Here is a 14,104-nt window from a genome sequence, read left to right as displayed (position 1 = left end):
AGTCCCCCCAGAGAGGAACCCGCCCCACCATGTCCCGCACCCTGAAATCCGCCCTCGCCGCCACCACGGCGATCACCGCACTCGTCGTCGCCCTCACCGGCTGCTCCTCCGCGTCCAGCAGCGCGACCGGCGCGAACGACAACCCCTACGCTCTGGTTCAGTCCGGCACGCTGCGTGTCGGCACGCTCACGGACGCACCGCCGAACATCTTCCTGAAGGACGGCAAGTTCACCGGCTTCGACAACGACCTGCTCACCGCGGTCGCGAAGAAGCTCGATCTCAAGGTCGAGTTCGTCGGCACCGAGTTCAGCTCGCTGCTCGCGCAGGTCAAGACCAAGAAGTTCGACGTCGGATCGTCCTCGATCACGATCACGGACGCGCGCAAGAAGACCGTCGACTTCACGAACAAGTACGACTTCGGCTACCTGGGTCTCGAGGTCCCCGCGGGCTCCGCGATCACCTCTTTCGACCAGCTCAAGGGCAAGCGCGTCGCCGTCGTGCAGGGCACCGTGCAGGACGACTACGCGACCCACAACGGGCTCGACCCCGTGCGCGTGCCGGACTACAACACCGCGCTCAACCAGCTGAAGACCGGCACAGCCGACGCCTGGATCTCGCCCGCCGAGATCGGCGAGAAGACGGCGTCGGAGTCAGGTGGCAAGATCGTCGCCGTCGCCAAGAAGCTCAGTGAGAACGGCATGGCCTTCGCGGTCGCACCGGGCAACGACAAGCTCCGCGAGGCGCTGAACAAGGGCCTCGACGAGGTCATCGCCGACGGCACGTGGAAGAAGCTCGAGGACCAGTACTACCCGGGTCGCGAGATCCCGGCGGGCTTCGTGCCCGGCAGCGGCAAGTAATCGGACCCGAGGGCAGGGTCGATTCCGAGCAGTGAGCCGATGCGGTACCGTCCCAATGCGGACGGACCGCATCGGCTGAGGGGAGCGAAACAGGCGTGGATGCGCTGAACACGATCTGGTCGACGTTCTTCGACCTGGACGCCATGGCCAAGGCGTTCCCCGACCTGCTCACGGTCGGGCTGCCGAACACCCTGCTCCTGGCGGTGACGTCGGGGATCCTCGGCACCGCGCTCGGGATGCTGGTGGCGGTCGCGGGCCTGTCCCGTCATCGTTGGCTGCGCTGGCCGGCGCGCGTCTACACCGACGTGCTGCGGGGACTGCCCGCCGCGGTCACGATCCTGCTCATCGGAGTCGGCTTCGCCCCGTTCGGGGTGATGGTCTGGGGCCCGAACCCGTATCCGTTCGGGATCCTGGCGCTCGGGCTCATCGCGAGCGCCTACATCGGCGAGATCTTCCGGTCCGGGATTCAGAGCGTCGATGCCGGGCAGACCGAGGCGGCACGCGCGATCGGGTTCTCCGGCCCGGCGGCGATGCGCCTGGTGGTCATCCCGCAGGGCGTGCGGCGGGTGCTTCCGGCTCTGGTCAACCAGTTCATCGCGCTGATCAAGGACTCCTCGCTCATCTACTTCCTCGGGCTGCTGGCGAGCCAGCGCGAGCTGTTCCGGATCGGGCAGGACGCGGCGGCCAACACCGGCAACCAGTCGGCGCTGGTGCTCGCGGGTCTGTTCTACCTGGCCATCACGATCCCGCTGACCCATGTCGTGAACGCGATCGACAAGCGCCTGCGCGAAGGGAAGCGGGTCGACGCGGTCGACCCCGACGCGGACGACTTCGACACGGAGATGGACGCCGCGGGTGTGGCCGCCGGGGGCCCGGCCGCAGACGTCCTGGACATCGAGAGGCAGACCCGATGAGTGCCGACAACGCTCCGACGCGCGGCCGCGGCGTGAGCGTCGCGACCCGCGACATCCGCCTCGCCTTCGGGAACAACCAGGTGCTGCGCGGCGTCGACCTCGACGTGCCCGCCGGCTCGGTCGCCTGCGTCATCGGACCCTCGGGATCCGGGAAGTCGACACTGCTGCGCACCGTGAACCGGCTGATCGAGCCCGACTCCGGAGACGTTCTGCTCGACGGCCGCTCGGTGCTGAAGGAGAACCCCGACCGGCTGCGCCAGCGCGTCGGCATGGTCTTCCAGCACTTCAACCTCTTCCCTCACAAGACCGTGCGCGCGAACATCACGCTCGGCCTGACCAGGCTCCGGGGCCTCTCGAAGGACGAAGCCGCGGCACGGGCCCTGCGGGAACTCGACCGGGTCGGTCTTGCGCACAAGGCCGACGTGCGTCCCTCGCACCTGAGCGGCGGTCAGCAGCAGCGCGTCGCGATCGCCCGCGCGCTGGCGATGGATCCCGAGGTGATGCTTTTCGACGAGTCGACATCGGCCCTCGATCCCGAACTCGTCAAGGGCGTGCTCGGGACGATGGCCGACCTCGCGGCCGACGGGATGACGATGCTCGTCGTCACTCACGAGATGGGCTTCGCGCGGTCGGTGTCGCAGCAGGTGCTGTTCATGGACCGCGGCAGCGTCGTCGAGGCCGGCTCACCGGAGCGCATCTTCGAGGCGCCGGAAAGCGGCCGTCTGCAGAGGTTCCTGTCCCAAGTGCTGTGATCCGCTCCGTCGGGAAGTTCGGGGCGCATCTGTGCGTTTGGGGCGCGTTGTGCCGCCGCCGGGCGGCGTGACGTGCCCCCAAACGCAGGATCGCGCCCCGAAACGTCAGGTTCCGCGCGAGGCCCGGATCGCGGGGATGAGCATCTCCGCGGTCGGGGCTCCTGCGGGGCCGGCCGGGGTGAGATAGACCCGGCAGGCGAGGTCGGTGATCGGTGCGGAGCCGGCGATCGCGTCGACGCCGTCGACGAGGATCGTCGGGGAACCGGCGAACGCGGTCGCTGCGGCCTCCTCGGGCGTCCGGATCACCCGGACCACGGGGTCGGCGCGGATCCCGAGGTCGTCGAGCGCGCGACGCACCTCCCGCTCGGCGGCGGGGCTGTTCGGGCAGTCCTCGATGGTCAGGATCTCGATCCGCATGGATCCATCCTCCTCCGGTTCAGCGGGTGGCCGGGGCGTCCTGCAGCACCCGTCGGGTCACGAACTCACGCGGCTCGCCGGAGAGCGGATCGGTGAAGCGCAGCTCACGCGCGAGCAGCTGCAACGGCTTCGTGAAGTCGTCGGGCGCCTCGGGCAGCAGCGTCGGGTAGAAGCCGTCGTTCAGGATCCCCGCGCCCCGCTCGGACAGGTGCACGCGCAGCTGGTGCATGCGCCCGGAATGCGGCCGCAGCAGCGTGTGCAGCACACGGTCGTCGAAGTCGAGCAGCTCGATCAGGGTCTCCGCGTTCGGCTCCCGGGCAGGGTCCACCTGCACCCGGACGTTGCCGCGCAGCTTCTCGATGTGGTTGCGGTGCACGAGCGGGAACGCGGATCCGCCGAGCGCCGGCGCCAGCGGATCCCAGTCCTCCGGCAGCAGCGACACCGCCTCGTACACCTTCTCCACCTCGCGCTTCTCGAACAGCAGCTGGTACGCGCCGCGCGTCACCGGGCGGGCCGAGAACATCAGCAGGCCGGCGGTGGCGCGGTCCAGCCGGTGGATCGGGGTGAGATCCGGGTTGCCGAGGGCGTTGCGCAGCCGCACGAGCGCCGAGTTCTGCAGGTACTTGCCCCCCGGCGTCGTCGGCAGGAAATGCGGCTTGTCGATCACGACGAGGTCGAGGTCCTGATGCAGGATCTCCGCTTCGAACGGGATCTCCTTCTCCACGGGCGGCTCGCGGTAGTACCAGACGAAGTCGTGCACTCCGAGCGGGGTCCGGCGGGTCAGGGCGGACCCGTCGATCGCCACGATCTCGCCGCGGTCGAAGCGGCGCAGCAGCCGCTCGGGGTCGAGGTGGAAGAACCGCTCGACCATGTACGCGGCCACGCTCGGCCACGGCCCGTCGGACGGCACCGCAAGCCGGGTCGCGCCGACCCCGTCGCGGACGGGGAGGGGGGAGGGCATGCCCATCAGGATCGGATCCTCACGCGTCGAAGCTCAGGCTGAGCTTGCGCAGCAGTGCCGCGAGCCGCTCCCGGTCGCCGCGGGGGAGCGCCGCGAGCAGCGTCGCCTCGGCGTCGACGAGCCGGGTGATCGCCGCGTCCACGCGGACCCGTCCGTCGTCGGTGAGGGTCACGAGCACGCTGCGGCCGTCGTCCGGATCGGCCTCGCGCCGCACCAGCCGGCGGCCCACCAGCCGGTCGATCCGGTTCGTCATGGTGCCGCTGGAGACGAGGGTCTGCTGCAGCAGCTGCTTCGGGCTCAGCTGGAACGGCGAGCCGGCACGGCGCAGCGCCGACAGCACGTCCCACTCCCACGTCTCCAGGTCGCTGCGGCGGAACACGTCGCGGCGGGCGCGGTCGAGCAGGCGCGAGAGCCGGTCGACGCGGGAGAGCACCTCGAGCGGGGAGAAGTCGAGGTCGGGGCGCTGCGTGTTCCACGCCGCGACGATCCGGTCGACCTCGTCTCCGGATCCATCGCTCGCGCTCATCCGTCCATTATCCGGCACGCCTCCGCGCGGCCTGCACCGATGCCGCCGGGGACGGTGCCCTGGCGTGGTCTGGCAGAATCGTAGAGCGGCGGGGGGAGCCCCTCGGTCCGCGGTCCGCCGTGGTGTAATGGCAGCACGACAGCCTTTGGAGCTGTGAGGTCCGGGTTCGAATCCTGGCGGCGGAGCATGACGGAGAACACGCTCGCCATCGTCGTCCTGGCGGCAGGCCAGGGCACGCGCATGAAGTCCCGGCTGCCCAAGGTGCTGCACCCGATCGGCGGCCGCACGCTGGTCGGCCACGTGCTGACCACGGCCGCCCGCCTCGGCGCCGACCGGATCGAGGTCGTCGTCCGGCACGAGCGCGACCAGGTCGTCGCCGCACTCGCGAGTTCGCATCCCGAGGTCGGCATCGTCGATCAGGACGAGATCCCCGGCACCGGCCGCGCGGTGCAGGTCGCCCTCGACGCGCTTCCCGCCGATTTCGACGGCGACGTGCTCGTCCTCTCCGGCGACGTGCCGCTGCTCGAGGCCGAGACCCTGCAGGCCCTCGTCGACGCGCACCGCGCCGCCGCCGCGGCGGCCACCGTGCTCAGCGCGATCGTGGACGACCCGAACGGCTACGGCCGGATCATCCGCGACGCCAACGGAGACGTCGCCCGTATCGTCGAGCAGAAGGACGCCGACGAGGAGGAGAAGGCCACCCGCGAGATCAACGCGGGCGTCTACGTCTTCCGTGCGGGCCTGCTGCGCGCCGAGCTCGCCAAGGTCACCACCGACAACGCCCAGGGCGAGATGTACCTCACCACGGTGATCGGACAGCTCCGCGCCGCTTCCGAGAAGGTCGCCGTCGAGATCGCCGCGGACACGAGCGCGACGTTCGGCATCAACGACCGGATCCAGCTCGCCGAGGCGGCGCGCACCCTGAACGACCGCATCGTGCGCCGCTGGCAGCGCGAAGGCGTGACGATCCAGGATCCGGCGACGACGTGGATCGACGACGACGTGACCCTCGCGCCCGACGTCACGATCCTGCCGAACACGCACATCCTGCGGGCGAGCACGGTCGCGAGCGGTGCGACCATCGGCCCGGACACGACGCTCGTGAGCACCGAGGTGGGGGAGGACGCCCACGTGCGCCGCTCCGAGGCCACCCTCGCCGTGATCGGCGCCCGCGCCGACGTCGGCCCGTTCTCCTACCTGCGTGCGGGCACCTCGCTCGGCGCGGACGGCAAGATCGGCGCCTACGTCGAGACCAAGAACGCGCAGATCGGCGACGCCTCGAAGGTGCCGCACCTGTCCTACGTCGGCGATGCCACAGTGGGCCGGGGCGTGAACCTCGGCGCGAGCACCATCACCGCGAACTACGACGACGTGAACAAGCACCGTACCGAGATCGGGGACGAGGTGCACACCGGCTCGCACACGGTGCTCGTCGCGCCCGTTAGGCTGGGAGCCGGCGCGAAGACCGGCGCCGGAGCCGTCGTCCGCAAGGACGTCCCCGCCGGTGCACTCGCGATGACCGTCGCACCCCAGCGCAACATCGCGGGGTGGGTCGAGAAGAACAGGGCAGGCACGGCCGCGGCGGACGCTGCGGCACGGGCCGATTCAGCGGAATAGGCGGGCCGATGGGGCGCAAGAAGAAGACGGTCGAACTGGATCGGGACAACGGCGTCGCGCCGGGTCTCGTCGCGAAGACCAAGAAGCGGCTCGTGGTCGCGGGCGGTCGTTCGCATCCGGAGCTGACCGCCGCGGTGGCCGCCGCCCTGGGCACCGAGCTCGCCCCGGTCGAGCACCGCACCTTCGCGTCCGGTGAGATCTACGCCCGGTTCGAGGTGTCGATCCGCGGCTGCGACCTGTTCATCGTGCAGTCGTTCGGCGAGCCCGTGAACGAGTGGCTCATGGAGACGCTAATCATGCTCGACGCGGCCAAGCGCGCCTCGGCCAAGCGGATCACCGTCGTCGCCCCGTACTACCCGTACTCCCGTCAGGACAAGAAGGGTCGCGGCCGCGAGCCGATCTCGGCCCGCCTGGTCGCCGACATGCTCAAGGTCGCCGGAGCGGACCGCGTGATGAGCGTCGACCTGCACGCCGCGCAGATCCAGGGCTTCTTCGACGGCCCGGTCGACCACCTGTTCGCGAAGCCCGTCCTGCTGCAGCACTTCGAGGAGACCCTGACGGCCGAGGACCGCGAGACCCTCACCATCGTCTCCCCGGACATGGGCCGCGTCCGCGTCGCCGACACCTGGTCGGACAGCCTGGACGCGCCGCTCGCGATCATCCACAAGCGCCGCGACCCGAAGGTCGCGAACCAGGTCTCCGTGCACGAGATCGTCGGCACGGTCGACGGCCGCACCTGCCTCCTCGTCGACGACATGATCGACACCGGCGGCACGATCGTCAAGGCCGCGCAGGCGCTCAAGGAGAACGGCGCGCGCAAGGTGATCGTCGCCGCGACCCACGCCGTCTTCTCGGATCCGGCCGCCGAGCGCCTGCAGGACGCGGCGATCGACGAGGTCGTCGTCACCGACACGATCCCGCTCCCGCCGGAGCGCCGGTTCCCCGGCCTGCTCATCCTGCCGATCGCGCCGCTGCTGGCGACCGCGATCCGCGAGGTCTTCGAGGACGGCTCGGTCACGAGCATGTTCGGCGGAGACGCCTGATCACGTCGCGGGGCCGGGCCGGGGCGATCCTGGTGCCGGCCCATAACCGCGCCCGCCAGGATGTCCTCATGAACGTCTCTCCGGCCGTCCGCCGCGGATCCGCCCTGGTCGGCGTCGCCGGAGCCCTGCTGCTCTCCGGCTGCGCCGCGGGCGCCACCCCGGCCGCGGTCGGATCCACCCCGCAGGCCACGTCGGAGACCGGGGTCGGAGCTGCGCCCGCGCCCTCGACCGGATCCTCGCCCGGTGCGTACAGGGACGGCAGCTACACGGCGAACGGCTCGTACCGCACGCCGGAGACGGTGGAGAGGATCACCGTTTCGGTGACCCTGGCGGGTGGCACCGTGACCAGGCTCAAGGTCACCGGGGACCCGCAGGCCTCGGAGACCAGGCACTACCAGGCGCAGTTCATCGGCGGCATCCAGGCGCTCGTCGTCGGCAAGAGGATCGACGACATCTCGGTGAGCCGGGTGGCAGGATCCTCGCTGACCAGCCGGGGCTTCAACCAGGCCCTCGCCACCATCCGCACCGAAGCCGCGGGCTGAGTGGACGCCTGGCGGTTCGAGGCGCTCGGCACGGGCTGGGAGATCGGCACCGCCGGTCCGCTGCCGGACGGGGAGCGCGCGGCGGTCCTCGGCATGATCGACGATTTCGACCGCACCTGGTCGCGGTTCCGCAGCGGCTCGCTGGTGACCGCCCTCGCCGCCGCACCGCAGGAGGTGCCCGCTCCGCCCGACGCGGTCGCGATGCTCGATCTCTACCGGGACCTGTCGGAGGCGACGGCGGGCGCCGTGCAGCCGCTCGTCGGCGACAGTCTCGCCGCGCGCGGCTACGACGCCGGCTACTCCTTCCACGATCGCGGCGCACGGCCCGCCGCCGCGGACTGGATGGCGCGGCTCACCTGGGCCGACGGCGTGCTCGCCCTGCGGACGCGGGAGACGATCGACGTCGGCGCGCTGGGCAAGGGCCGGATCGTCGACGTCGTGCACGACCTGCTCGGATCCTTCGGGCACACCGAGCGGATCGTCGACGCCGGCGGCGACATGCGGGCGAGTGGACCGCCGATCCGGGTCGCGCTCGAGCACCCGTTCGATCCGACCAGGGCGATCGGAGTCGCGACGATCGCCGGCGAGGCGCTGTGCGCGTCGGCCGTCAACCGGCGGGCCTGGCCCGGCGGGGCCGCCGGCCTGCACCACGTGCTCGACGCGCGCACCGGCGAGCCGGTCCGGACGATCGCCGCGACCTGGGCCATCGCGCGCGAGGCGATGCTCGCCGACGCGGCCGCCACGGCGCTCTTCTTCGATGGAGGTCCGGCGTTCGCGCACCGCCACGGGGTGGAATGGGTGCGGATGACGACTGCCGGCATGGTCGAATGGTCGGCAGGGGTCGCCTCGGAGTCGGATCGGAACGGCAAGGCGCGGGTGGAGGTGTTCGCATGATCGCGACGCTGGTCGGCGCGCGGCAGCGCGTGCTCGCGCAGCTCGGCCGCCTGTCCATGTACCGGCTCACCCTCTACGCCCTGCTCGCGCTCGCCGCGGTCGCGGTCATCCTGTCGGTGTTCGGAGCGATCGCGCCCACACCGCTGGAGATCCTCGCCACGCTCGCGCTGCTCGCCCTCGCCGTGTTCTGCACGGACGCGGTCGCCCAGGCGCTGCTGCACATCCCGCGGCGGATCGAATCGTCGCTGATCACCGCGCTCATCCTGCTGTTCGTCGTCCAGCCCGGCGCGAACCCCGACCAGATCGGCGGCATCGCCGTCGCCGGCGTGGTCGCCGCGCTGTCGAAGTACGCCCTGGTGTGGCGCGGCCGGCACCTGCTCAACCCCGCGGCGGTCGGCGCGACCGTGCTGACCCTCACGAACCTGGGCTTCTCGGCCTGGTGGGTGGGCAGCCCCGCGATGGCGGCGCCGGTGCTCGTGCTCGGGCTCCTGGTGCTCTGGCGGACCGAGCGGATCCGGGTCGCGCTCGTCTTCGTCCTCGTCTTCGTCGCGGTGTCGATGCTGCGCCTCGGGGTGCAGTCCGCGGCGGCGGGCCTCGCCGCCGACCCGTGGGGCGACCTCGCGCTGAGCCTGCTGCAATCCCCGGCGCTGTACCTCGCGGCGTTCATGCTCAGCGAGCCGCTCACGCTGCCCTCCCGGCGGGGGCAGCAGTTCCTCGTCGCGGCCGTGGTCGGGGTGCTCGCCGGCTGGCCGCTGAGCCTCGGGGTGATCACGCTCGGCCAGGAGCGGGCGCTGCTCGTCGGCAACCTCCTCGCCGCGGTGCTCGTCGCCCGTGCCGGGATCCGGCTCGCCTTCGTGCGCCGGGTCGAGACGACGCCGACCGTGCGCGAGCTGGTCTTCCGCGCCCGCCGGCCGTTCCGGTTCCGCCCCGGCCAGTACCTCGAACTGCAGGTGCCGCACCGCCGCCCGGACAGTCGCGGCACCCGGCGCGAGTTCAGCATCGTGTCGACCCCGGCCGAGCTGCCGTTCGTGCGGGTCGCGTACCGCGAGTCCGAGCCGTCCTCGACGTACAAGCGCGCACTCGGCTCGCTGCAGGCGGACGACGTGCTCACCGCCACCGGGGTGTGGGGCGACTTCATGCTGCCCGTCGGGCCGGCGCCGGTGCTGCTCGTCGCCGCCGGGATCGGCGTGACCCCGTTCGTGTCGCAGCTCGCCGCGGCGGATCCCGCGGACGCCGTGCTGGTGCTCGTCGCGTCCTCGGCGCAGGAGTGCGCCTATCTGCGCGAGGTCTCCGGATCCGGTGCCCGGATCGTCGTGGCGACCCCGGATCGCCCGGACGACCTGCCGCCGTCCGTCGAGTGGGCGGGCGGGGACCGCCTGGACGGGGCGCTGCTGCACCGGCTCGTGCCGGACCTGGACCGCCGTCACGCGTACGTGTCCGGCCCTCCGGCGCTGATCGCCGAGCTCGCGCCCGCCCTCCGCGGAGCCCGGGGTGTGACGACGGACGCTTTCGCCGGCTACTGAGGATCGGCGACCGGGTTCAGCGCCCGCTGACGGTGTCGCCGATCCGGTGACCGCCCCGCGCCGCTCCCTCGTCCTCGACGGACGATCCGGATTCGTCGGCATGCTCGTGCAGCACCGTGGCAGGCGTCCGGGGCAGCCGCACGGTGAAGACCGTCGCACCCGGGGAGCTCTGCACAGCGATCGTGCCGCCGTGGCCCTCGACGATCGCCTTCGTGATCGACAGGCCGAGGCCGGATCCGCCGGTCGCGCGGTTGCGCGAGCGGTCGCCACGGGCGAATCGCGAGAACAGCTCCTCGCGCACGGCGGGGTCGATGCCCGGGCCGTCGTCGCGCACCAGGAGCACGGCCTCGCCGTCCTCCTCGGTCACCTCGATCGAGATGTGCGTGCCGGCCGGGGTGTGCGTTCGCGCGTTCGCGAGCAGGTTCGCGACCACCTGCTGCAGTCGCCCGGTGTCGCCGATCAGCTCGACCGGCTCCTCCGGCACGTCGATCGACCACTCGTGGTCCTGGGCGGTGGGCCGGGCGTCCTCGACGCCCTCGATCGCGAGCCGGGACAGATCCACGGCCGCGAGCGTGAGCTCCCTGCCCTCCTCGAGCCGGGCGAGCAGGAGCAGATCCTCCACGAGGCTCGTCATGCGCAGCGACTGCGCCTGGATGCGCTCCAGGGCCGTGTGTGCGGACGCGGTCGCGGGATCGGCCGCGGTGTCCACGCGGGACAGAGCGCGCAGCGACAGCTCCGAGTATCCGCGGATCGACGACAGCGGGGTGCGCAGCTCATGGCTCGCGTCCGCGACGAACTGCCGCATCCGCTCCTCGTTGCGTTGACGCACGGCGAGCGAGGCGTCGACGTGGTCGAGCAGGGTGTTCAGCGCGGCGCCGACGAGCCCGGTCTCGGTGCGCGGATCCGCCTCCGACGCGGGCACCCGCTCGGTGATCGACACATCGCCGCGGTCCAGCGGCTGGTTGGCCACCCGGTTGGCGGTCGCGGCGACCTCGCGCAGCGGTCGCAGGGCGAGCCGGATCGTGATCGCCGTGGACAGCGCGAGCAGGATCAGGCCGCCGATCGTGGTGATCGCGATGACGGAGAACAGCGTCGTGATCTGCGTCTCCGTGGTGCCGCGGGACAGCCCTGTGATGACCTCGAACTGCGGTTTCGCGGAGTTCGGGAAGCTCTGGTGCGCGAACTGGTAGTCGCCGAGACCCGCGAGCTCCTCGGCGACGCGCCCTGCGGCGAGCGCGGTCACGACCTGGCGCATCTGCAGCGGAGTGAGGTCCTGCGCCACGTGGTCCGCGCTCACGAACGTGCCGCTCGCGGCCCCCGACGTCGACACCACCATGACGAGCGTCCCGGTCTGCACGCCGGTCTGTCCGACGACGAGGTCCGTGGCGTCGGGGATCCTGCCCCCGATCACGGCCTGCTGGGCGGCGGCGGCACCCGCGCCCTTCGCGGCCGAGGCGAGCTCGTCCTGCAGGCGGCCGTCGAGGACGTTGCCGAGCACGACGCTGGTCGTGATCGCGATCACGACGAGGATGAGCGAGACAAACCCGGTCACCGCCGCCATGAGCCGCGTCTGCAGGGACAGCGGCCCGCGCGCGCGGGGGCGGAGCGTGCTCATCGTCGTCGGGCCTCGATCACTGCTGCGGGGCCTTGATCATGTAACCCACGCCGCGGACGGTGTGGATCAGGGCCACGTCGCGTCCGGCGTCGAGCTTCTTGCGCAGGTACGAGATGTACAGCTCGACCACGCTCGAGCGTCCGCCGAAGTCGTAGCTCCACACCCGGTCCAGGATCTGCGCCTTGGACAGCACCCGTCGCTCGTTGCGCATCAGGTAGCGCAGCAGCTCGAACTCGGTCGCGGTCAGCTCGATCTCGTCGCCGGAGCGGACCACCTCGTGGCTGTCCTCGTTCAGGGTGAGGTCGCCGACCTGCAGGATCGAGTCGCTCGCGTCCGTGGTCGCGCCGCCCGAGCGCCGGATGACCGCGCGCAGCCGCGCGACGACCTCCTCGAGGCTGAACGGCTTGGTGACGTAGTCGTCCCCGCCGGCGGTGAGGCCCGCGATCCGGTCGCCGACCGCGTCCTTGGCGGTGAGGAACAGGACGGGCACCATGTTGCCCTGCTCGCGCAGGCGCTTGAGGACGCCGAGCCCGTCCAGGTCGGGCATCATGACGTCGAGGATCAGCGCGTCCGGCCCGAAGTCCCGCGCCACCTGCAGCGCTTCGAGACCGGATCCGGCCGTGCGGACCTCCCAGCCCTCCATGCGGAGGGCCATCGCGAGAAGGTCGGTGAGCATCGGCTCGTCGTCGACCGCGAGGATCCGCAGGGGAGAGCCATCGGGGCGGCGCAGCTCAGTGGCGTGATCGTTCATGAGGACCATTCTCCTCAGTTTCCTATGAGCAGACTATGAACTGTGACGACGATGATCGGCGGGACCCGTGCTCAGCCCGCGCATGGCTGCGTCATCGCCGGATGCGAGAGCCGCTCCCGCCGGGCTCGGGGTCGTTGAGCGAGCCCCGAGCGCAGCGCGGAGCGAGACGAAACGCCGTTTCGGACGATCACGTCCGGGACGGCGTTTCGTCTCGGTCGCCTTCGGCGTCCTCGCTCAACGACCCCGGAGGGGTGGCGCTCAGTGCGTGTCTTCGGCTTCGATCTCGGTGCGGTCGCCGGACCACTGGGTGTGGAAGGTGCCGGGCTTGTCGATGCGCTTGTAGGTGTGCGCGCCGAAGAAGTCGCGCTGGCCCTGCACGAGCGCGGCGGGCAGGCGGTCGGCACGGATCCCGTCGTAGTACGACAGCGAGGACGAGAACGCGGGGGAGGGGATCCCGGCCTGCGCGGCGGCGACGACGACGCGGCGCCACGCGGCCTGGGCGCGGGTGAACGCCTCGGCGAAGTACGGGGCCGTCATCAGCACCGGCAGATCCGGGGTCTCGGCGTAGGCGTCCGCGATCCGGTTCAGGAACTGGGCGCGGATGATGCAGCCGCCGCGCCAGATCTTGCTGATCGCGCCGAGGTCGATGTTCCAGCCGTACTCGGCCGCGCCCGCGCGGATCTCGTCGAAGCCCTGCGAGTACGCGACGATCTTCGACGCGTACAGCGCCAGGCGCACGTCCTCGATGAACGCGGCCTCATCCGCCACGACGAACTCCTCCGCCGGGCCGGGGAGGGACCCGGCGACCGCGCGCTGCTCCGGGTGCGAGCTCAGCGAGCGGGCGAAGGTGGCCTCGGCGATGCCGGAGACCGGCACGCCCAGGGACAGCGCGGTCTGCACGGTCCAGGCGCCGGTGCCCTTGGCGCCGGCCTGGTCCAGGATGACGTCGACGAGGGGCTTGCCGGTGGAAGCGTCGACCTGACGGAGCACCTCGGCGGTGATCTCGATCAGGTACGACTCCAGCTCGCCGCGGTTCCACTCCGCGAAGATCTCCGCGATCTCGGCCGGGCTCTTGCCCGTGCCGCGGCGGATCAGGTCGTACGCCTCGGCGATGAGCTGCATGTCGGCGTACTCGATGCCGTTGTGCACCATCTTCACGAAGTGCCCGGCGCCGTCGTGGCCGACGTGCGTGACGCACGGCTCGCCCTCGGCGATCGCTGCGATGGAGCGCAGGATCGGGCCGAGCGTGACCCAGGACTCGTCGGACCCGCCCGGCATGATCGACGGACCGGTCAGCGCGCCCTCCTCGCCGCCGGAGATCCCCGCGCCGACGAAGTTGATCCCGGTGGAGCGCACCGCCTTCTCGCGGCGGATCGTGTCCGGGAAGAACGCGTTGCCGCCGTCGACGATGATGTCGCCCGGCTCGAACACCTTGACGAGCTCGTCGATCACCGCGTCGGTGCCCGCACCGGCCTTGACCATGATGATCGCCGTGCGCGGCTTCGACAGGCTCGCCGCGAACTCCTCGTACGTCGCCGCGGGGATGAAACCGGCCTCCGGGTGCGCGTCGAGCACGCCCTGCGTCTTCTCGTAGGTGCGGTTGAAGATCGCCACGGTATTGCCCTCGCGGCTCGCGAGGTTGCGGGCGAGATTCGAACCCATGACAGCGAGTCCGACGACTCCGATATTGGC

General features: G+C 71.2%; 14 protein-coding genes and 1 tRNA gene. 9 read left to right on the top strand and 6 right to left on the bottom strand.

Going from position 1 to position 14,104, the window contains the following annotated elements; translation table 11 throughout:
• Window positions 1-29 precede the first annotated feature (29 nt).
• The 3 genes from RBR11_RS11205 (at window position 30) to RBR11_RS11195 (ending at window position 2,523) form a co-directional block, all read left to right on the top strand.
• Window positions 30-857, top strand: a complete 828-nt coding sequence (locus RBR11_RS11205) for an ABC transporter substrate-binding protein (protein ID WP_308489423.1) — start codon at window positions 30-32, stop codon at window positions 855-857.
• A 95-nt stretch (window positions 858-952) separates the two neighbouring features.
• Window positions 953-1,771 carry an amino acid ABC transporter permease gene (locus RBR11_RS11200; RefSeq protein ID WP_308489422.1) on the top strand — a complete coding sequence of 273 codons (819 nt, stop codon included), beginning with the start codon at window positions 953-955 and terminating at the stop codon, window positions 1,769-1,771.
• A complete protein-coding gene (locus RBR11_RS11195; protein ID WP_308489421.1) occupies window positions 1,768-2,523 on the top strand; it encodes an amino acid ABC transporter ATP-binding protein in 756 nt (251 codons plus the stop codon). The genes RBR11_RS11200 and RBR11_RS11195 overlap by 4 nt, the downstream gene beginning before the upstream one ends.
• 105 nt (window positions 2,524-2,628) lie before the next feature.
• Here the strand turns inward: RBR11_RS11195 and RBR11_RS11190 are convergent, their stop codons facing one another.
• From RBR11_RS11190 to RBR11_RS11180, 3 genes are read right to left on the bottom strand one after another with little or no spacing between them, the layout of a single operon-like run.
• Window positions 2,629-2,940: a thioredoxin family protein gene (locus RBR11_RS11190; protein ID WP_308489420.1), complete on the bottom strand. Its 312-nt coding sequence runs from the start codon at window positions 2,938-2,940 to the stop codon at window positions 2,629-2,631.
• A 19-nt stretch (window positions 2,941-2,959) separates the two neighbouring features.
• A complete protein-coding gene (locus RBR11_RS11185; protein ID WP_308489419.1) occupies window positions 2,960-3,907 on the bottom strand; it encodes a pseudouridine synthase in 948 nt (315 codons plus the stop codon).
• A gap of 13 nt (window positions 3,908-3,920) precedes the next feature.
• Window positions 3,921-4,427: a MarR family winged helix-turn-helix transcriptional regulator gene (locus RBR11_RS11180; RefSeq protein ID WP_308489418.1), complete on the bottom strand. Its 507-nt coding sequence runs from the start codon at window positions 4,425-4,427 to the stop codon at window positions 3,921-3,923.
• Window positions 4,428-4,540: 113 nt separating this feature from the next.
• Between RBR11_RS11180 and RBR11_RS11175 the strand changes: the two genes are divergently transcribed.
• From RBR11_RS11175 to RBR11_RS11150, 6 genes are all read left to right on the top strand, one after another.
• Window positions 4,541-4,612, top strand: a tRNA-Gln gene (locus RBR11_RS11175).
• A gap of 1 nt (window position 4,613) precedes the next feature.
• Window positions 4,614-6,044: a bifunctional UDP-N-acetylglucosamine diphosphorylase/glucosamine-1-phosphate N-acetyltransferase GlmU gene (gene glmU, locus RBR11_RS11170; protein WP_308489417.1), complete on the top strand. Its 1,431-nt coding sequence runs from the start codon at window positions 4,614-4,616 to the stop codon at window positions 6,042-6,044.
• A gap of 8 nt (window positions 6,045-6,052) precedes the next feature.
• On the top strand, window positions 6,053-7,087 hold the full coding sequence (locus RBR11_RS11165) for a ribose-phosphate diphosphokinase (protein ID WP_308489416.1): 1,035 nt from the start codon (window positions 6,053-6,055) through the stop codon (window positions 7,085-7,087).
• Between the two features lie 68 nt (window positions 7,088-7,155).
• Window positions 7,156-7,629 (top strand): FMN-binding protein, encoded by a 474-nt coding sequence (locus RBR11_RS11160; protein WP_308489415.1) that lies wholly within the window; start codon window positions 7,156-7,158, stop codon window positions 7,627-7,629.
• On the top strand, window positions 7,630-8,523 hold the full coding sequence (locus RBR11_RS11155; protein WP_308489414.1) for an FAD:protein FMN transferase: 894 nt from the start codon (window positions 7,630-7,632) through the stop codon (window positions 8,521-8,523).
• A complete protein-coding gene (locus RBR11_RS11150; protein WP_308489413.1) occupies window positions 8,520-10,046 on the top strand; it encodes an FAD-dependent oxidoreductase in 1,527 nt (508 codons plus the stop codon). Before RBR11_RS11155 ends, RBR11_RS11150 begins: the two co-directional genes overlap by 4 nt.
• A gap of 16 nt (window positions 10,047-10,062) precedes the next feature.
• On the opposite strand, the gene RBR11_RS11145 is transcribed toward RBR11_RS11150, so the two are convergent.
• The 3 genes from RBR11_RS11145 to gndA all read right to left on the bottom strand — a co-directional run.
• A complete protein-coding gene (locus RBR11_RS11145) occupies window positions 10,063-11,661 on the bottom strand; it encodes a sensor histidine kinase (RefSeq protein ID WP_308489412.1) in 1,599 nt (532 codons plus the stop codon).
• A 16-nt stretch (window positions 11,662-11,677) separates the two neighbouring features.
• The gene (locus tag RBR11_RS11140) at window positions 11,678-12,412 is read right to left on the bottom strand and encodes a response regulator transcription factor (RefSeq protein ID WP_308489411.1); all 735 of its coding nucleotides are present in this window, start codon (window positions 12,410-12,412) and stop codon (window positions 11,678-11,680) included.
• A 258-nt stretch (window positions 12,413-12,670) separates the two neighbouring features.
• Window positions 12,671-14,104, bottom strand: a 1,434-nt coding sequence (gene gndA, locus RBR11_RS11135; protein WP_308489410.1) for an NADP-dependent phosphogluconate dehydrogenase, incomplete at its 5' end; no start/stop codon positions are given.

It is taken from the genome of Microbacterium capsulatum (assembly GCF_030865425.1).
Lineage (GTDB): Bacteria > Actinomycetota > Actinomycetes > Actinomycetales > Microbacteriaceae > Microbacterium > Microbacterium capsulatum.
The sequence above is the reverse complement of the archived record's forward strand: the minus strand, read 5'-3'. Positions and strand labels throughout refer to the sequence as shown.